At 71.0% G+C, this 15,527-nt stretch carries 21 protein-coding genes; 9 read left to right on the top strand and 12 right to left on the bottom strand.

The features are described 5' to 3' along the window. Positions 1–3: 3 nt before the first annotated feature. Both IE317_RS19495 and IE317_RS19490 read right to left on the bottom strand, forming a co-directional pair. Positions 4–795 carry an SRPBCC family protein gene (locus IE317_RS19495; protein WP_191312063.1) on the bottom strand — a complete coding sequence of 264 codons (792 nt, stop codon included), beginning with the start codon at positions 793–795 and terminating at the stop codon, positions 4–6. A gap of 31 nt (positions 796–826) precedes the next feature. Further along, positions 827–1,243: a MarR family winged helix-turn-helix transcriptional regulator gene (locus IE317_RS19490; RefSeq protein ID WP_191312061.1), complete on the bottom strand. Its 417-nt coding sequence runs from the start codon at positions 1,241–1,243 to the stop codon at positions 827–829. 77 nt (positions 1,244–1,320) lie between these two features. Between IE317_RS19490 and IE317_RS19485 the strand changes: the two genes are divergently transcribed. After that, positions 1,321–1,884: a flavodoxin family protein gene (locus IE317_RS19485; protein ID WP_191312059.1), complete on the top strand. Its 564-nt coding sequence runs from the start codon at positions 1,321–1,323 to the stop codon at positions 1,882–1,884. On the opposite strand, the gene IE317_RS19480 is transcribed toward IE317_RS19485, so the two are convergent. Continuing rightward, positions 1,881–2,453 carry a TetR/AcrR family transcriptional regulator gene (locus IE317_RS19480; RefSeq protein ID WP_191312058.1) on the bottom strand — a complete coding sequence of 191 codons (573 nt, stop codon included), beginning with the start codon at positions 2,451–2,453 and terminating at the stop codon, positions 1,881–1,883. The two genes, IE317_RS19485 and IE317_RS19480, sit on opposite strands and share 4 nt — an antisense overlap. A gap of 73 nt (positions 2,454–2,526) precedes the next feature. Here IE317_RS19480 and IE317_RS19475 point away from each other — a divergent pair, with 73 nt between their 5' ends. Beyond that, complete coding sequence (locus IE317_RS19475; protein WP_191312056.1) at positions 2,527–3,717, top strand: FAD-dependent monooxygenase; 1,191 nt, start codon at positions 2,527–2,529, stop codon at positions 3,715–3,717. Here IE317_RS19475 and IE317_RS19470 read toward each other — a convergent pair. Then, positions 3,683–4,048, bottom strand: a complete 366-nt coding sequence (locus tag IE317_RS19470) for a winged helix-turn-helix transcriptional regulator (RefSeq protein ID WP_191312054.1) — start codon at positions 4,046–4,048, stop codon at positions 3,683–3,685. The two genes, IE317_RS19475 and IE317_RS19470, sit on opposite strands and share 35 nt — an antisense overlap. A gap of 82 nt (positions 4,049–4,130) precedes the next feature. Between IE317_RS19470 and IE317_RS19465 the strand changes: the two genes are divergently transcribed. Continuing rightward, the gene (locus IE317_RS19465; protein ID WP_229902798.1) at positions 4,131–4,982 is read left to right on the top strand and encodes an NAD(P)-dependent oxidoreductase; all 852 of its coding nucleotides are present in this window, start codon (positions 4,131–4,133) and stop codon (positions 4,980–4,982) included. Next, the gene (locus IE317_RS19460) at positions 4,979–5,728 is read left to right on the top strand and encodes an SDR family oxidoreductase (protein ID WP_191312052.1); all 750 of its coding nucleotides are present in this window, start codon (positions 4,979–4,981) and stop codon (positions 5,726–5,728) included. Before IE317_RS19465 ends, IE317_RS19460 begins: the two co-directional genes overlap by 4 nt. Here IE317_RS19460 and IE317_RS19455 read toward each other — a convergent pair. Beyond that, positions 5,712–6,488 (bottom strand): NAD(P)H-dependent oxidoreductase, encoded by a 777-nt coding sequence (locus IE317_RS19455; RefSeq protein ID WP_191312050.1) that lies wholly within the window; start codon positions 6,486–6,488, stop codon positions 5,712–5,714. The genes IE317_RS19460 and IE317_RS19455 overlap by 17 nt on opposite strands. A gap of 70 nt (positions 6,489–6,558) precedes the next feature. Between IE317_RS19455 and IE317_RS19450 the strand changes: the two genes are divergently transcribed. Then, positions 6,559–7,557 carry a GlxA family transcriptional regulator gene (locus tag IE317_RS19450; RefSeq protein WP_229902797.1) on the top strand — a complete coding sequence of 333 codons (999 nt, stop codon included), beginning with the start codon at positions 6,559–6,561 and terminating at the stop codon, positions 7,555–7,557. Positions 7,558–7,579: 22 nt separating this feature from the next. Continuing rightward, positions 7,580–8,464: a transglutaminase-like domain-containing protein gene (locus IE317_RS19445; protein WP_191312048.1), complete on the top strand. Its 885-nt coding sequence runs from the start codon at positions 7,580–7,582 to the stop codon at positions 8,462–8,464. Here the strand turns inward: IE317_RS19445 and IE317_RS19440 are convergent. Next, positions 8,421–9,323 carry a LysR family transcriptional regulator gene (locus IE317_RS19440; RefSeq protein ID WP_191312046.1) on the bottom strand — a complete coding sequence of 301 codons (903 nt, stop codon included), beginning with the start codon at positions 9,321–9,323 and terminating at the stop codon, positions 8,421–8,423. The genes IE317_RS19445 and IE317_RS19440 overlap by 44 nt on opposite strands. Before the next feature lie 97 nt (positions 9,324–9,420). On the opposite strand from IE317_RS19440, the gene IE317_RS19435 reads away from it, so the two are divergent. Then, complete coding sequence (locus IE317_RS19435; RefSeq protein WP_191312044.1) at positions 9,421–9,804, top strand: nuclear transport factor 2 family protein; 384 nt, start codon at positions 9,421–9,423, stop codon at positions 9,802–9,804. Between the two features lie 280 nt (positions 9,805–10,084). Here the strand turns inward: IE317_RS19435 and IE317_RS19430 are convergent, their stop codons facing one another. Beyond that, the gene (locus tag IE317_RS19430) at positions 10,085–10,732 is read right to left on the bottom strand and encodes a TetR/AcrR family transcriptional regulator (RefSeq protein WP_191312043.1); all 648 of its coding nucleotides are present in this window, start codon (positions 10,730–10,732) and stop codon (positions 10,085–10,087) included. Between the two features lie 14 nt (positions 10,733–10,746). Next, positions 10,747–11,565, bottom strand: coding sequence for a class I SAM-dependent methyltransferase (locus IE317_RS19425; protein WP_191312041.1), 819 nt, complete (start codon positions 11,563–11,565; stop codon positions 10,747–10,749). A 190-nt stretch (positions 11,566–11,755) separates the two neighbouring features. Here IE317_RS19425 and IE317_RS19420 point away from each other — a divergent pair, with 190 nt between their 5' ends. Next, positions 11,756–12,343 (top strand): dihydrofolate reductase family protein, encoded by a 588-nt coding sequence (locus tag IE317_RS19420; RefSeq protein WP_191312039.1) that lies wholly within the window; start codon positions 11,756–11,758, stop codon positions 12,341–12,343. Here the strand turns inward: IE317_RS19420 and IE317_RS19415 are convergent. Continuing rightward, on the bottom strand, positions 12,333–13,184 hold the full coding sequence (locus tag IE317_RS19415) for a sigma-70 family RNA polymerase sigma factor (RefSeq protein WP_191312038.1): 852 nt from the start codon (positions 13,182–13,184) through the stop codon (positions 12,333–12,335). The genes IE317_RS19420 and IE317_RS19415 overlap by 11 nt on opposite strands. Positions 13,185–13,249: 65 nt before the next feature. Between IE317_RS19415 and IE317_RS19410 the strand changes: the two genes are divergently transcribed. Further along, on the top strand, positions 13,250–14,299 hold the full coding sequence (locus IE317_RS19410; RefSeq protein ID WP_191312036.1) for an alkene reductase: 1,050 nt from the start codon (positions 13,250–13,252) through the stop codon (positions 14,297–14,299). Here the strand turns inward: IE317_RS19410 and IE317_RS19405 are convergent. The 3 genes from IE317_RS19405 to IE317_RS19395 are packed head-to-tail and all read right to left on the bottom strand — an operon-like array spanning position 14,257 to position 15,380. Continuing rightward, positions 14,257–14,655 carry a nuclear transport factor 2 family protein gene (locus IE317_RS19405; protein ID WP_229902795.1) on the bottom strand — a complete coding sequence of 133 codons (399 nt, stop codon included), beginning with the start codon at positions 14,653–14,655 and terminating at the stop codon, positions 14,257–14,259. The genes IE317_RS19410 and IE317_RS19405 overlap by 43 nt on opposite strands. Before the next feature lie 55 nt (positions 14,656–14,710). Further along, positions 14,711–15,049 carry a VOC family protein gene (locus IE317_RS19400; RefSeq protein WP_191312034.1) on the bottom strand — a complete coding sequence of 113 codons (339 nt, stop codon included), beginning with the start codon at positions 15,047–15,049 and terminating at the stop codon, positions 14,711–14,713. Positions 15,050–15,059: 10 nt separating this feature from the next. Beyond that, positions 15,060–15,380 carry a DUF6223 family protein gene (locus IE317_RS19395; protein WP_191312033.1) on the bottom strand — a complete coding sequence of 107 codons (321 nt, stop codon included), beginning with the start codon at positions 15,378–15,380 and terminating at the stop codon, positions 15,060–15,062. Positions 15,381–15,527 lie beyond the last annotated feature (147 nt).

Below are 15,527 nucleotides of genomic sequence, written 5' to 3'. Positions count from 1 at the left end.
GCGTCAACCTTGGGTCGGATGCTCCGCGTAATGCTTCTTCACGGCTTCGACGCGCTCGGGCGGCCAGCCGGGCAGGGTGACGCCGTGGGTGGCGGCGAACAGCCGGTCGAGTTGTTCGTGCCGCCGCGCCAGCTGCGCCGGGACGTCGTCGCCCGCCGGTTCGGTGAACTCGACGCGGGTGCCTTCGCGGGGGTCGTGGACCAGCTGCCAGCCGGGTTCGTCCGGCAGCAGCGGCCGGAGTTCGTCGAGGGGTTTCCAGCCGAGGTCGCGGCGGAAGCGGATCGTGCCGTCGTCGAGGACTTCGCCGTCGGCAAGACCGAATTCCTCCACATAGGACACCATCCGCTCGTGCCACTGCTGCGGCTGCTCGAAGTCCTGCCCGGCCAGGCGCGCGGCGAGCGCGTCGAGGCAGACGTCCCAGCCGGCGGCGGTGCGGCCACCGGCGAGCTTCGCGATGGCCGGGTCTCCGCGGCCGAAGGTGTGGGTGAACTCCAGGAGGCTGCCGTCGCCGTCGGGGGAGATCAGCCAGCGCAGCGTGTCGTCGTTCCAGACGAAGGTGAACTCGCGGGGCGGATCGACCGTGACGACCTGCCCGGTCGTCGTGCTGTCCTCGCCGGGGAAGGTGAACCGGATCGCGCCGCCGGCCCGCAGCTCGACGTCGACCTTCGCGGGGAACCACTGCGCGAGCTCGGCCGGATCGGTGATGGCGTGCCAGACCTTGTCGGGTGCGTGCTTCAGGCGGCGTTCCAGCCGGAGCACCGGGCGTTCGCCGTCGGTCTGCAGTTTCGCGGGCATGCGTGCATATAACCACCGAGGCATATAAGGGTCAAGCGCCGCGGACGGCGGAGACGGCGTCGGCCAGCTCCGGGTCGCTCGCGGCCTTGTCGAGCGCGGTCCGCAGCACCGCGTTGTACGTCGGCTCGGTCTCGGCGTAGCGCTTGCGGCCGGCGTCGGTGATCACCGAGTAGACGCCGCGGCGGTCGTCTTCGCACAGGTCGCGGATGGTCAGGCCGGCGTCTTCGAGCCGGGCGCACATCCGGCTGACCGAGCTCTGGTTGAGGCCGATCGCGTCGGCGAGTTCCTGCATCCGCAGGCCGCCGCGGGGGCCCGCGACCAGCTTGCCGAGCGCCCGGTACTCGGACAGCCCGAGCCCGTGGCGGCGCTGCAGGGCCTTGGCCAGTTCCTGTTCGACCCGGGCGTGCAGCACGAGAACGCGACCCCAGGCCTGTTCGTCGACGGTCATTTCCGGCCTCCTCTTGACGCCAGGATAGTCCAGGGAGAGTATTTATATGTACATGCAAGTACGTCGGAGGGCGAGACATGAGTGATCGCAGCTTCCTGTTCCTGGTGGGTGCCGCGCGAGCCGGGGGCAACACCGAAATGCTGGCCCGCCTGGCGGCCAAGGAGCTGCCCAAGGACGTCGAGCAGCGCTGGATCCGGCTGCCCGAGGTGCCGCTGCCGCCGTTCGAGGATCGCCGTCACGGCGCCGGTTCGCACCCGGAGCCCGGCGAGAACGAGCAGCTGCTGATGGACGCGACCTTCGCGGCGACCGACATCGTCATCGTGTCGCCGGTGTACTGGTACTCGGTCGCGGCGAGCGTGAAGCTCTACCTCGACTACTGGTCGGGCTGGATGCGGCTGCCGGTGGAGTTCAAGCCGCGGATGCGCGGCAAGACCCTGTGGGGCGTGAGCGTCCTGAGCGAGACGCCGCGCGAGGCCCAGCCGCTGATCGGCACGCTGGAACTGTGCGCGGAGTACCTGGGCATGAACTGGGCCGGGGTCCTGCTCGGCAACGGCAGCCGCCCGGGTGACGTGCTGCTGGACGAAGACGCGACGGTGGCCGCGCGGACGTTCTTCGCCGGCGCCCAGCTGGTCACCGCCTAGGGAAGGACGTCCTTCGCGGCCAGGCGCAGGCCGCGGACCAGGTCGGCGCCCGAGGGGGCGTGGCCCGGGTCGATCAGCCACTGGAGCATCACGCCCGAGAGCAGGGCCTGGTGCACCGTGCCGACGGCCCGGGCTTCGGCGCTTCCGTCGTCGAGGCCCTGGAAGAGGTTGGCGAGGCCGTGCCGGGCCTCCTCGATGGCGTTCGCCAGCTGGGCGCGGACGTGCTCGTCGAGGTCCGGCTGCGAGCAGGCCTCGAAACTCACCGCCCACATCCGGCGGTGCTCGCCGAACGACGCGATCACGCGCTGCCAGATCAGCTCGAACCGCTCGGCCGGTGCCGCGCCCGGCGGCGTCTCCACCTGCAGCGTCTTCGCCAGCGTTTCGCCCCACTCCTCGTTCGCCTCGATCAGCGCGGCGTTGAGCAGTGCCTCGCGTGAGCCGAAGTGGTAGCCGATGGCCGCCATGCTCACGTTCGCCGCCGAGGCCAGGTCTCGCACCGTCGTGCGGGCGTAGCCCTTCTCGTACAGACAGCGCTTCGCGCCGGCCAGCAGTGACTCCTTATTGCCCATGTTCAAAGCCTAGCACGAACGCATTAGGCAATCGCCTTGCGCGATCGCCCAAATCGGGATTACGGTGCTCGGCATGCAGAACAGACGAGTCCTCATCTCCGGTGCGAGCGTCGCCGGCCCCGCCCTGGCCTTCTGGCTCCGCCGTCACGGCTTCACGCCGACGGTCGTCGAACGCGCTCCCGAACTGCGCGACGGCGGCTACGCGGTCGACTTCCGCGGTGCGTCGATGACGGTCCTGGCCCGCATGGGGCTGCTGGGCGCGATCGAAGCGGCGGCGACCCGGATGGGCGATGTGATCTATGTGGACAGTGCGGACCGGCCGCTGGTGGTCACGCCCGCGACCTACCAGAGCGGCGAACTGGAAATCCTGCGCGGCGACCTCGCGCGCATCCTGTACGAGGAGACTCGCGACGGGGTCGAGTACGTCTTCGGCGACTCGATCACCGATATCGCCGAGCACGACGACGGCGTCACGGTCACCTTCGCCCACGGCGAGCCGCGTGAGTTCGACCTCGTCATCGGGGCCGACGGGCTGCACTCGAACGTGCGGTCGCTGGTCTTCGGCGACGAATCCCGGTTCCGCCACGACCTCGGCTACTACGTGTCGATCTTCACCGTGCCTAACCACCTCGGCCTCGACCGCGTCGGCCGGTTCTACAACGAGCCGAACCGGACCGTCGGCGTCTACAGCGCGCGGGACAACACCGAGGCGAAGGCGTTGTTCTGGTTCGGCTCGGACCGGCTGGACCACGACCACCGCGACGTCGGGCAGCAGCGCCGGATCGTCGAGGAGACCTTCCGCGACGTCGGCTGGGAGACTTCGACGCTGCTCGAAGCCATGCGGGAAGCGCCGGACTTCTACTTCGACTCGGCGAGCCAGATCAAGCTGGACTCGTACGCACGCGGGCGCGTCGCGCTGGTCGGCGACGCCGGGTACTGCGCCGCGCCGCTTTCGGGGATGGGCACGAGCCTGGCGATCGTCGGCGCGTACGTGCTCGCGGGCGAGCTCGCGGCCGCCGGCGGCGACCACACGGCGGCGTTCGACGCCTACTCCCGCGAGATGCGCGGGTTCGTCGACGCCTGCCAGAAACTCGCCGAGGGCAACGGGAAGTGGTTCGTCCCGCCGACGCGTGGATGGCTGCGGTTCCGCAACCTGAACTACCGGCTGCTGCCGTACCTGCCGTGGCGCAAGCTGATCGAGGAGCTGCCGCTCAAGGCGGGCAACGCGATCACGCTGAAGCAGTATGCGGTGGCGCCGGCGTGACGCCGCGGCGCTTCGCGATGCCGGCCATGTTCTCCTCGCCCCAGTCGCCCAGCGGCAGCAATGCGGTGTTCAGCCGCTGACCCAGCTCCGTCAGCGAGTACTCGACCTTCGGCGGGATCTCGTGGAACACCTCGCGGTGCACGATCTCGTCGGCCTCCAGCTCCCGCAGCGCCTGGATCAGCATCTTCTCGCTGATCCCCGCGATCTTCCGCTTCAGCTCGCCGAACCGCAGCGGCTCGGCGTGCAGCGCCCACAGGATCAGCGCCTTCCACCGGCCGCCGATGACGTCGACGGCCGCGTCCAACCCGCAGCGGTACGTTCGAGGCTGCATCCAGGATCCTTACGTTTTGGTGGGTACCTGACTTATTAGTCGGTACTTGTCCAGTGTAAAGCGTGCCCGCAGCATGGAAGCCATGGGAGAAAGCAAGAAACAGGTGGGCGTGCTCGGCCTGGGGCGGATGGGTACCGCCCTCGCCGAGGCGCTCCTGGGGGCGGGACACGACGTCTCGGTGTGGAACCGGTCGCCGCTGAAGGTGGGACCACTGCTCGACCGCGGCGCCCGGCTGGCGGCCACGCCCGCGGAGGCGGGTTCGGTGGACATCGTCCTCAGCTGCCTGTCCACATACGACATTCAGCAGCCGGTGCTCGAAGCCGCTGCGCCGAAAGTGCTCGTCAACCTCACGTCCGGGACGCCGGAGCAGGCACGCGGCGTCGCGAAGTGGGCCGCGTCCGAAGGCGTCGACTACGTGGACGGCGTGATCATGGCCGTGCCGCAGGGCATCGGCACACCGGCGGCGCAGGTTCTCTACAGCGGCACCGAGACGGTGTTCGCGGCGCAGCGCGACGTGCTGGAAGTACTGGGGGCACCGGTGTTCCTCGGCGAGGACGCGGGGCTGGCGGCGCTCTACGACCTGGCGCTGCTCGGCATGATGTGGTCGACCATGGCCGGCTACCTGCACGCGCTGGCGCTGGTCGGGACCGAGGGCGTCACACCGGCGCAGTTCGCGCCGATGGCGTCGGCGTGGCAGTCGGCCGTCGGCGGGTTCCTGCCAGGCATCGGCGAGCAGGTCGCGAGCGGAGACTACGAGACCGACGTGTCCGCTTTGGACATCAACGCGGCCGGGCTCGCCCTCCTGGTGGAGACGAGCCGCGCGCAGGGGATCAGCCCGGCGGTGCCCGCCGCGCTGCAGGAATTGTTCGACCGCGCGGTCGCGGCGGGCCACGGCTCGCACGCGATCGCCAGTGTCATCGAGGAGATCCGGTGAAGTACCTTGGGAAGAAGGCCGTCGTCACCGGCGGCACGCACGGAATGGGGCTGGCGGTGGTCCGTGCCCTGCTCGACGGCGGCGCGGAGGTGCTGCTGACCGGCCGGGACGTCACGCCGCTGGAAGGGACGCTGACGGGCAAGGCGCACCTGCTGTCCTCGGACGCGGCTCGCCTCGACGACGTCGCCGAGCTGGGCGCGGTGGCCGCCGACACGCTCGGTGAGCTGGACCTGGTGTTCATCAACGTCGGTTTCTCGACACTGACCCCGTACGAGGACGCGACGCCGGAGTTGTACGACCGGACGTTCGACATCAACACCAAGGGCGCGTACTTCACGGCCCGGCGGTTGGCCCCACTGGTCCGCTCCGGCGGCTCGTACGTCTTCACGACGTCGGTCGCGGCCGAGGCGGGGATCGCCGGGATGGGCTTGTATTCGGCGGCGAAGGCGGCGGTGCGCTCGTTCGCCCGCACGTACGCGGCCGAGCTGGCCCCGCGCGGGATCCGGGTGAACGTGGTCAGCCCGGGCTACACCGACACGCCGACGATGGGCGTCACCGGCGTGCCGGCCGAGGTGTTGGCGGAGTTCAAGGAGATCGGCGACGAGATCACCCCGCTGAAGAGGCACGCCACGGTGGAGGAAGTCGCGGCGGCGGTGCTGTTCTTGGCCTTCGAGGCGACGTTCACCACGGGGGCCGACCTCCCGGTGGACGGTGGGCTGGGGCAGCGCCTCACTCTGCCCGAGTGAGGTGCGCGCCGAGGCCGGTGATCCCTGGCGCTCGGTCGGGGCGCAGGACCAGATCTTCGTCGTAGTCGCCGCCGTTCTGCGGGCGGAAGGGGATCGGGTCGGTGGTTTCCATGGCCCGCAGGCGTTCGCGCAGCCGGTCCCGCGCCTCGGCGAACTCGTTGTCCGGCAGGCGATCGGCGCCGTACACCGCGACCGGCGGGAGCACCGACATCCCGGCGTAGAAGAGCGTCCCGTGGTGTAGCGGGAACAGGACCTCGTCCAGTGCGCCGTTCACCCCGCGCGGCCCCATGGCCGGCTCGCGGGCACCCGCGGTGAGCACCACCATCGCGCGCTTGCCCGCGAGCCGGCCCTCGCCGTAGCGGAGGGTCCGGCCGTCCTCTGCCCTGATGCCGTAGCCGAAGCCCTTCACGAAAACGCGGTCGAACCAGCCCTTGAGGATCGCCGGCAGGCCGTACCACCACAGCGGGAACTGCACGACGACCGCGTCCGCCCAAGTCAGTTTTTCCTGCTCGGCCACGATGTCCGCGCTCAGCTCGCCGCGCGCGTGCGCCCGGGCCGACGTCGCGCCGACGACCAGCCGTTCGTCCCCGGCTTCGGCGCCGAAGTCCGCGGCGTCGACCACCGGGTTCCACTTCATCGCGTACAGATCCGACTGCCGGACGTGGTGCCCGAGCTCGCGGAGCGTCCGGAGCCCGTCGTCACGGAGGGCCCCGCTCAGCGAGCGCGGCTCGGGATGCGCGAATACCCACAACACGTTCATGCCCTCGATGATCACGCGGCTGCGTGGCGCGATCGAGTGGCCGATGGCCAACATGTGCAAGAATCGAGCCATGGCCGCATTCCAGCACCCGAACCGTCACCACGTCGCCGTCCTGGTCCGCCACGGCATGCTCGTGATGGAGCTGGGCATCGTCCACCGGCTGTTCGGCCAGGCCCGCTCGGCGGCCGGTGAGCCGCTCTACGAGGTCGTGACCTGCACGCTCGAGCCCGGCCCGGTGCGCACCGACGCGGACGTCACCATTCCGGTCGACCGCGGCCCCGAGGTGCTCGCCGAGGCCGACACGGTGATCGTCCCGGCGTCGCTGGCCGAGTACGAGCCGATGGCGCGGGTGCTGACCCCGCCGCTCAAAGCCGCGCTCGACCGCATCCCGCCGGGCGCGCGCATCGCCTCCATCTGCACCGGCGCGTTCGTGCTCGCCGCGGCTGGGCTGCTCGACGGCCGCCCGGCCACCACCCACTGGCGCTCGGCCGAGGAGCTGCAGGACCGCTTCCCCGAGGTCGACGTCGACCCCTGCGTCCTCTACACCGACGACGGCGACGTCCTGACGTCGGCCGGTGTCGCCGCGGGGATCGACCTGGTGCTGCACATGATCCGCCGCGACCACGGCGCGGCGGTGGCCAACGAGGTCGCCCGCGGCACGGTCGTGTCCCCGCACCGCGAAGGGGGCCAGGCCCAGTTCGTCCGGCGGCCGGTCCCGGAACCCCGCACGTCATCGACCAAGGCGGCGCGCGCGTGGGCGCTGGAAAACCTTCACCGGCCACTGACCCTGCGTGAACTCGCCGCCCGCGAGGCGATGAGCACGCGGACGTTCACCCGCCGCTTCCGCGAGGAGGTCGGCATCTCGGCCCTGCAGTGGCTGACGCAGCAACGAGTCGAGCGCGCCCGCCAGCTCCTCGAGGAGACGGACCTGCCGGTCGACCGCGTCGCGACGGAAGCCGGCTTCGGCACGGCCGCCTCCCTGCGCCAGCACTTCCAGGCGGCACTCGGGGTGTCGCCGAGCGCGTACCGGTCGACGTTCCGCGGCGAACTGGCTGTTCAATCCGCCTGAAATTTCGCTAGCGTCGGCGGCTATGGACGACTTCTACGTCAGCCACAGCCGCTTCACCGACCCCGGCCCGCACGCGGACTGGCTCGACGCCACCCCGGCCGATGTCGCTGTTCTGCGTGAAGCGGCGTCCCAGCTGGTGTTCCACTACTGGGGCGCGGGCGCCATCACCGAACACGGGTTCCCGGCCGCCCGCAACGACGAGATCACCCTGCGGTACGCCGCGGACATGTGGGCGCGCCTGCGCGAGCTCGACCCGGCACCGCCCGGCGGGCCGCGGCCGCCGCTGCACCGGATCGTCGGCTGCTGCCGCGACTTCACGCTGCTGTTCGTCTCGATGGCCCGCCACCACGGCATTCCGGCCCGCGCCCGCGTCGGCTTCGCGAGCTACCTGGTGCCCGGCTGGTACCTCGACCACGTCGTCGCCGAGATCCACGACGGCGACGGCTGGCGTCTGGTCGAGCCCCAGCTGTCACCCGGCTTCCGCGACCCGGTGGACGACGTGGAGTTCGACCTCCTCGACGTCCCCCGCGACCGGTTCCTGACCGGCGCCGACGCGTGGACCGCCGCCCGCGCGGGCGAGCTCGACCCGGCCCGGCTGGTCGTTTCGCCGGACCTGGATGTGCCGTTCCTGCGCGGGCTCCCGTACGCGTGGCACAACCTCGTGCTCGACCTCGCTGCCCTCAACAAGCACGAGATGCTCCAGTGGGACATCTGGGGTGCGCTCGACGATTCCGTCGCGCTCGCCCCGGCCACCGTCACCCGCGCCGACGAGCTCGCCGAGCTGATGGCCGGCGCCGACGTCGAGCAGCTGCGCGCCGCCTTCGAGGCCGACGACGTCCGGGTGCCACCGGTGATCCACACGGTCACCCCGCCGGGACGGCTCCTGGCCGAGGTAGTGCTTCGCTGACCTCGGTGGCGGTCCGCACGAACCGCGCGATCCGCGGATCCCGCGCCCCCGCGGGCCAGGCGAGCGCCAGCGAGTACGGGGTCGCGTCGACGACCGGCCGGTAGACGACGTCGTCCCGCGACCGCAGCTCGGCGACCGACGCGGGCAGCAGCGCGACCGCCTGCCCGAGCGCGACCGTCTCCAGCAGCTGAGCGCTGTCGTGCACGATCGGCCCCGGTGTCACCGGCCCACCGGTCACGTCCTGCCCGGACCAGTACGCCCGGTCCGCGGCCGAGGACAGCGGCCAGCACGGCGTCGGCCGCCCGGAAAAGTCCGCGCAGGTCAGCACGGCTCGTCCGGCGAGCTCGTGGTCCGACGGCAGCGCGGCCACCCGCGGCTCGCTGAACAGCACCTCGACGTCGAGGCCGTGGTGGGTGCCGCCCTGGCAGCCGAGTACGGCCACGTCGGCCCGGCCGTCGCGCAGCATCTCCGTCTGCTCGCCGAACCCGCTGACCCGGACGTCGACCGGATCCGGGTGCACATCGGCGATCCGCCGCAGCAGATCGGTCGCGACCCCCGGCTTCGCGGTGACGACGAGCGCCGGCGTCCGCTGCGCCGCCCGCCGCGTGCGCCGGACCGCCGCGGTGACGGCGTCCAGCGCCTTCGCCGACTCGGCGAAGAGGACCGCTCCGGCCGGCGTCAGCGAGACGTGCCGGCTGGTGCGTTCGAAGAGCTGCACGCCGAGCCGCCGCTCCAGTAGCCGGATCGCCCGGGACAGCGGTGGCTGCGCCATCCCGAGCCTCTCGGCGGCGCGGGAGAAGTTCAGCTCTTCGGCGACCGCGCGGAAGTACCGCAGCTCACGGACCTCGACATCGTCCATACCGGGAGAGTATCGCGGCAGAGTCCACAGGTCTTTCCCTTTCTGTTTCGCGCATGGTGGAGTTGGTGTCGATAACTCCACAAAGGACGGATAGGTGATGACGGAGTTGCAGCGGAACAAGGAAGTGGTCCTGGGGTTTCTTCGGGTGGCCTTCGCCGAGAAGCGGCCGGTGGACGCCTTCGCTGAGTTCGTGGGTGATGGGTATGTTCAGCACAACCCGCACGCTCCGGCGGGTGCGGAGGAGTCGGCTCGGTACCTGGCCGGGTTTGTGGGGCGGTTTCCGGAGCTCAGGCTGGATGTGCGGCGGGTGATCGCTGAAGGCGATCTTGTCTTCACGCACAGCCTGCTTCGGTTGATGCCTGGGTCGCGGGGGAGTGCGATTGCCGATGTGATGCGGGTGCGGGAAGGGCGGATTGTTGAGCACTGGGATGTGGTGCAGGAGGTTCCGGAGGTGACGGTTAGTGGGAACGGGATGATCTAGGGGGAGTGTCCTGCCGGATTCTGCTCTGCCGGGTTCTTCCCGCCGGCCCGAACGCCGGATTGTTCAACGGCCGGCAGGCCGTGTCAAGGCGGGAAAGCGTGCCTTGACACGGCCTGCCGGCCGCTGATGCGGCTGCGTATCGGGTCGGCAGGGGGGTGTGGCCGAGGCGGTTGTTGGTGGATTGGTGTTGCTGGCAAGGCTGCTGGTCTGTCTTTGCCGAGCTGGTGTGGGGGTGGCCGTGGCCAGACCGTGCGAGCTTGGCCGCCTGGCCGGCCGGGCGTCAGTTGTCGGCGTCTGGGCCCGGTGGTTCGGGTTCCGTTGGGGCGATTCCGTGGAGGGCGGCGCTCACCACTGCGTCCACCGGGGGTGGGTCCAGGGGGGCCGTGTGGGGGAAGACCGTTGTCAGCACCGAGGCGTGGCAGTAGCCGACCAGCATTGCTGCTGTTGCGTCTACTTCGGACTTTGGGCGTAGGCGGCCCAGTGCCCTTTCCTCTTCGAGGTAGGCCACCAGCCGGTCGCGCCAGTAGCCGGATCGCTCGCTGATTTCCGCGAAGCGCTCCAACACCCTGGGCTGGCCCACCAGGCCGCTGAAGGCCGGCACCAGCACCTTGTGCAGGGCCAAGCCGAACTCCAGGTGGCGGCGGAGGTTTCCGGTGAGGGTGCCTTCGCCGGGCACCGGCAGCTCGCCCAGCTCTGCCTCCGTCATGCGCACGTGCTCCAGCAAGGCCCGGGCCACCAGCTCCTCCTTGTCGGAGAAGTGGTTGTAGAGCACGCCGTCGGCGACGCCCGCCATGCGCGCTATCTCGCGCACGGTCATGCCTGTTGTTCCGTGCGTGGCGATCATCTTCTGCGCGGTCTCGAGCAGCAGGTCGTGCAGTGACTGCCCGTCCTGCTGAGCGGCGGCTTTCCTCGGTGACATCCCTGCCATCGTACGGGCGCCGCCTACGGCCTCCTTCCCGTGACCAGCCACGCCGTGCCGCGCAGGCGGACCGCGTCCGGGCCTGCGAACTTCTCGAGCGCCACCCTCAACGCTTCGGTCGCCTTCGCCGCCCTCGTGCTGTCCACCTGACCCAGGTGGTGGCGGACCGGGCCCCAGTCCGCGATGAACCCCGCCGCGTCGGGGACGTCGCGGCCCCAAATCTGGTCGGCCTCGACGGGGGTGCATGCCACGTCTTCGAAGCCGGCCTGCGCCAGCACCGCCCGGGTGTGGTCCGGGTCCGCGAACGATGTCGGCCCGCTGCCGTCCGGCCCGGTCGGCTGGGGCAGGTAGGCCGCCATCGCGCCGAAGACCCGGCCGAGGTCGGTGCCCGCCAGGGCCGTCATGCAGAGGAACGCGAGGCGGCCGCCGGGGGACAGAGCGCGGCGGATGTTGGCGAACGCCGCCACCGGGTCGGCGAAGAACATCACCCCGAACCTGCTGACCGCCAAGTCGAACGCGCCTTCGGTGAACGGGTGGACCTGGACGTCACCCTGCTCGAACGACACGTTCGGCACCTCGGCCGCCCGCGCTCGCGCGGTCGCGAGCATCGGCCCGGACAGGTCGACGCCGATCGCCGACCGGGCCCGCGCCGCGGCGAGTCTCGTCAGCTGGCCGTTGCCGCAGCCGATGTCGAGCACTCGGTCTTCCGCGCGCACTTGGTCGAGCAAATAGCCGTTGAAGCCGCTGTTCACGGCGTCGTAGCGGTCGGCGTTGGTCGCCCAGTGTTCCCCCTCGTACCCGTTCCACGCCTCGGCCTGCGCGGTGTTGACGATCCCGGTCATCCTCATCCCCTCCGTTGTGAACACGTGTTCATGAACACGTGTTCATGGTGCCGCCGCGGCCACCCCCTGTCAAGGCATCGGCCACCCGGCCACGGATGTCGGCCAGGTGGCAGATCTTCCGGCCAGGCGGACGCGGAAGACTTCTCGTCAGCAGGGCAAACCGCCTCTGACCAGTAAAAAGGAGTTCGAAATGGCCGACGTCATCGCCAACATGTCCATGTCCCTCGACGGCTTCGTGGCCGACCCAGAAGACCGCATCGATCACCTGTTCGAGTGGTTCGGCAACGGCGACGTCGAGGTCCCCACCGCCGTCGACTGGGCCACCTTCAAGACCTCCGAAGCCAGCGCGAAGATGCTGCGCGCGGCGATGGAGAACGTCGGCGCGCTGGTCACCGGCCGCCGCCTGTTCAACCTCACCCAGGGCTGGGGCGGCGCGCACCCGATGGGTGTCCCGGTCTTCGTCGTCACCCACGAAGAGCCCGCGGACTGGCCGCACCCGGACGCGCCGTTCACCTTCGTCACCGACGGCCTCGAAAGCGCCGTCGAGCAGGCCAAGAAGACCGCCGGCGACAAGAACGTCGCGGTCGCCAGCACGACGATCGCCCAGCAGTGCCTCAACCTCGGCCTGCTCGACGGCATCCAGGTCGACCTGGTCCCCGTGCTGCTCGGCTCCGGCGTCCGCTTCTTCGACCACCTCGACGCCACCACGAAGCTGACCGACCCCGAGGTCACCGAGGGCACGGGCGTGACGCACCTGTCCTACCGGATCAAGCGCTGAGGAGCGTGACGTGCAGCGCGGCGAGGCGGGCGGGGTCGGCGATCACCTCATACGCCGCCACCCGCTCGCCCTCGACAGTCACGGCCAGGGCCAGCTCCAGCCGTCCGCGCGCCACGACGACGCCGACCGCGCCGTCGACCAGGGCCGTTTCGGCGAACCGGGCCCGTTTCCCGAACACCCGGGTCTCCTCGGCGACCGCGCGGGCCCCGCGTACCTCGAGCGGTGCGCCCGCCGGCAGCGCGGCGGCGTCGGCGCGGCGGACGACGTCCGGGGCCAGCACGTCGAGCAGCGCGGCCAGGTCGCCGCCGCGGGCCGCGGCCAGGAACGCGTCGACCACCCGGCGGTGCCGGGCCAGGTCGGCCGGGGGCAGCGGGGAAGTGCCCCGGACCCGCTGCCGCGCGCGGCTCGCCAGCTTCTTCGCCGCCACCGGCGTGCGGTCCAGCACCGGGGCGATCCGGTCGAAGGGCACCGCGAAGAGGTCGTGCAGCACGAAGGCGATCCGCTCGGCCGGCCCGAGCGCGTTCAGCACGACGAGCAGCGCGCGGCCGACCGAGTCGGCGAGCGCGGCTTCGGCCGCCGGATCGGCGTCGGCCACCGGCTCCGGGCACACCTCGAACGGCTCCTCGCGGCGGGTTTTCCGCGACCGCAGGACGTCGAGGCAGACGCGGGAGACGACGGTCGTCAGCCAGGCCGCCAGGTTGTCGACCGAGTCCGCCCGGTTCAGCCGCAACCACGCTTCCTGCACGGCGTCGTCCGCTTCGGCCGTCGAGCCGAGCATCCGGTAGGCCAGCCCGCGCAGCCGGCCGCGCTCGGCCTCGAACTCCGCCGCCAGGTCGTCCATCGGTCACCTTTCCCTCGCGTCCACCGTCGCCTCCTCGACGTATCCCCGCGACCGGAGGTGACCGGATGAGCTTGCTGACCCCTGCCGACCTGGACGGATGGCACCTGCCGAACCGGGTCGTCGTCGCGCCCACGACCCGGGCGCGCGTGCCCGGCGGAGTGCCCGGCGACCTCCAGGCCGCCCACTACGCGCAGCGCGCCGGGGCCGGGCTCATCGTGGCCGAAGGCACCTGGGTGAGCGAAGAGGCCGTCGGCTTCTCGGACGTTCCCGGCCTGTACACCGAAGCCCAGGTCGATGGGTGGCGGCGGGTCACGGACGTCGTGCACGCGCTCGGCGGCCGGATCGTGGTGCAGCTGTGGCACACGGGAGCCGTTTCGCACCCGGACTTCCTCGGCGGGCGCCCGGCCGGGCCGTCGGCGGTGAACCCGGACGAGCCGGTGTACCCGGCGTCCGGGCGGTGTCGCACCGGCACACCGCGCGAACTGAGCGTGGCGGAGATCCGGGCCACGATCGCCGATTACGGCACGGCGGCGGAGAACGCGCGCCGGGCCGGGTTCGACGGCGTCGAGATCGCGGCCAACGGCGTGTACCTGCTCGCGCAGTTCCTGCACCCGCGGCTCAACCACCGCACCGACGCCTACGGTGGCTCCCCGGCGAACCGGCGCAGGCTGTTCGCCGAGGTCGTCGACGCCGCCGCCGCCCACGGTCGCGTCGGTGTGCGGCTTTCGCCGTGGTGGACCGGCGGACTGTTCACTGTGGACGAAGCACTCCGCGCCGAGTACGACGAACTGGTCGCCGGGCTCGGTGCCGACTACCTGCACCTCCGCGGGCCCGACGCCGGACCGGACTTCGCGGCCTTCGCTCGTTATCGGAAACTGTTCGACGGCCTCCTGATCGTCAACAACGGCTTCGACCGCGAGACCGGCGACGCGGTGATCGAGGCCGGTATCGCCGACGCGGTGTCGTACTCGCGGCCCTTCATCGCGAATCCGGACCTGGTGACGCGGTTCGCGCTCGGCCTGCCGATCGCGGAGGCCGACCCTTCGACGTTCTACGGCGGCGGGGCCGCCGGTTATGTGGAGCAGGCGGCCGCGATGGCGGCGCTGTCCCAGTAGAACGGCCGGACCTCGGTGATGCGCCCGTCCGCCACGGTGATCGTCTGGAGGATCGGGAAATCCAGCTCGCGGCCGGTGGCGCGGGCGCGGGCGTGCACGTTCGTCAGCACGACGAGCGGGGACGCCGTGGCGAGGAACGTCTGGTCCACGAAGTCGAAGGCAGCCCACGTGCGGCTCATCGCCGCGAAGAACCGCTGCAGGCCGTCGTGGCCGCGCCAGACCCCGCCGTACGGCAGGCCCTCGGCCTGGTGCAGCACGAAGTCCGGGGCGAAGAACTGTTGCAGTGGGGCGAAGTCGCCGGTGGCGAAGTACTCGGCTTCGGCGGCGTACATGCCTTCGAGGACGGAGATGCTCATGATGATCATCATGGCCGTCCGGCCGCGGTGGCACCGGCGGAAACCGGACGTCGCGCTAGGCGTCCGGGCACCACACCGCCAGCTCGCTGCCGCCCGGCTCGCGGAAGTGGAAGCGCCGCCCGCCGGGGAAAGCAAATGGTTCCTTGGTCACCTCCCCGCCCGCAGCCTCCACCGCTTGCCGTGCCACCGCCAGATCGTCCGTGCGGATCGTCACCAGTGGCGCGCGGGGTTGTTCACCCGGGTCCGCCTGGAAGCCCAGGGTGAGCCCCGCGGCCCGGACGTCGGTGTAGTCCGGGCCGTACGGTGTCACCGGCCAGCCGAACGCGCGCTCGAAGAACCGCCCGGACGCCTCGGCGGACGAGGACGGGAACTCGGCGAAGTCGATTTCGAACATGCCCCCGACGCTAGCGGCGACCACCGACAAAACCGCGCGAGCGCGCCACCGCCAGCCCGCCGAGGGCGAGCCCGACCGCGCCGATCACCAGGTCCAGGTAGCCGCCGACGATTCCGTAGCCGGTGCCGGGCCCACCCTTCGCGGCGGCCACGACCCACCCCCCGATGACGACGCAGACCAGCCCGCCGGCCAGTGCCACGCCGGCTCCCCGGCCGCGGCGCAGGGCCAGTACGCCCGCGACCACCCCGGTCGCGCCGAACACGACGGCGATCAGCGACCAGAGCCGTCCGGGCGTCAGGTCGTAGGAACTGGTGGCGGCGAGGACGTTCATGAGGTGCTCCTTCGGTTCGGATGGGACGCCGGAAGCATGTCCGCCCGATCCGGAGCCCGTCGTTGTCCGCGGGCAGACACTTCGCGCTGCCGCGGGCGCCGCAGGAACCACCCGGCTACTGCGCGCGCAGTAGCCGGGAAATGCTCT

The organism is Amycolatopsis bullii (genome assembly GCF_014654205.1).
GTDB lineage: Bacteria > Actinomycetota > Actinomycetes > Mycobacteriales > Pseudonocardiaceae > Amycolatopsis > Amycolatopsis plumensis.
Note: the sequence above shows the minus strand (reverse complement) of the source record. Positions and strands in the feature narration are given on the sequence as shown.

Coding starts and splice junctions, on each gene's coding strand:
- IE317_RS19495 (WP_191312063.1), bottom strand. CDS start 795: ATGCCCGCGAAACTGCAGACCGACGGCGAACGCCCGGTGCTCCGGCTG.
- IE317_RS19490 (WP_191312061.1), bottom strand. CDS start 1,243: ATGACCGTCGACGAACAGGCCTGGGGTCGCGTTCTCGTGCTGCACGCC.
- IE317_RS19485 (WP_191312059.1), top strand. CDS start 1,321: ATGAGTGATCGCAGCTTCCTGTTCCTGGTGGGTGCCGCGCGAGCCGGG.
- IE317_RS19480 (WP_191312058.1), bottom strand. CDS start 2,453: ATGGGCAATAAGGAGTCACTGCTGGCCGGCGCGAAGCGCTGTCTGTAC.
- IE317_RS19475 (WP_191312056.1), top strand. CDS start 2,527: ATGCAGAACAGACGAGTCCTCATCTCCGGTGCGAGCGTCGCCGGCCCC.
- IE317_RS19470 (WP_191312054.1), bottom strand. CDS start 4,048: ATGCAGCCTCGAACGTACCGCTGCGGGTTGGACGCGGCCGTCGACGTC.
- IE317_RS19465 (WP_229902798.1), top strand. CDS start 4,131: ATGGGAGAAAGCAAGAAACAGGTGGGCGTGCTCGGCCTGGGGCGGATG.
- IE317_RS19455 (WP_191312050.1), bottom strand. CDS start 6,488: ATGAACGTGTTGTGGGTATTCGCGCATCCCGAGCCGCGCTCGCTGAGC.
- IE317_RS19450 (WP_229902797.1), top strand. CDS start 6,559: ATGGCCGCATTCCAGCACCCGAACCGTCACCACGTCGCCGTCCTGGTC.
- IE317_RS19445 (WP_191312048.1), top strand. CDS start 7,580: ATGGACGACTTCTACGTCAGCCACAGCCGCTTCACCGACCCCGGCCCG.
- IE317_RS19440 (WP_191312046.1), bottom strand. CDS start 9,323: ATGGACGATGTCGAGGTCCGTGAGCTGCGGTACTTCCGCGCGGTCGCC.
- IE317_RS19435 (WP_191312044.1), top strand. CDS start 9,421: ATGACGGAGTTGCAGCGGAACAAGGAAGTGGTCCTGGGGTTTCTTCGG.
- IE317_RS19430 (WP_191312043.1), bottom strand. CDS start 10,732: ATGGCAGGGATGTCACCGAGGAAAGCCGCCGCTCAGCAGGACGGGCAG.
- IE317_RS19425 (WP_191312041.1), bottom strand. CDS start 11,565: ATGACCGGGATCGTCAACACCGCGCAGGCCGAGGCGTGGAACGGGTAC.
- IE317_RS19420 (WP_191312039.1), top strand. CDS start 11,756: ATGGCCGACGTCATCGCCAACATGTCCATGTCCCTCGACGGCTTCGTG.
- IE317_RS19415 (WP_191312038.1), bottom strand. CDS start 13,184: ATGGACGACCTGGCGGCGGAGTTCGAGGCCGAGCGCGGCCGGCTGCGC.
- IE317_RS19410 (WP_191312036.1), top strand. CDS start 13,250: ATGAGCTTGCTGACCCCTGCCGACCTGGACGGATGGCACCTGCCGAAC.
- IE317_RS19405 (WP_229902795.1), bottom strand. CDS start 14,655: ATGAGCATCTCCGTCCTCGAAGGCATGTACGCCGCCGAAGCCGAGTAC.
- IE317_RS19400 (WP_191312034.1), bottom strand. CDS start 15,049: ATGTTCGAAATCGACTTCGCCGAGTTCCCGTCCTCGTCCGCCGAGGCG.
- IE317_RS19395 (WP_191312033.1), bottom strand. CDS start 15,380: ATGAACGTCCTCGCCGCCACCAGTTCCTACGACCTGACGCCCGGACGG.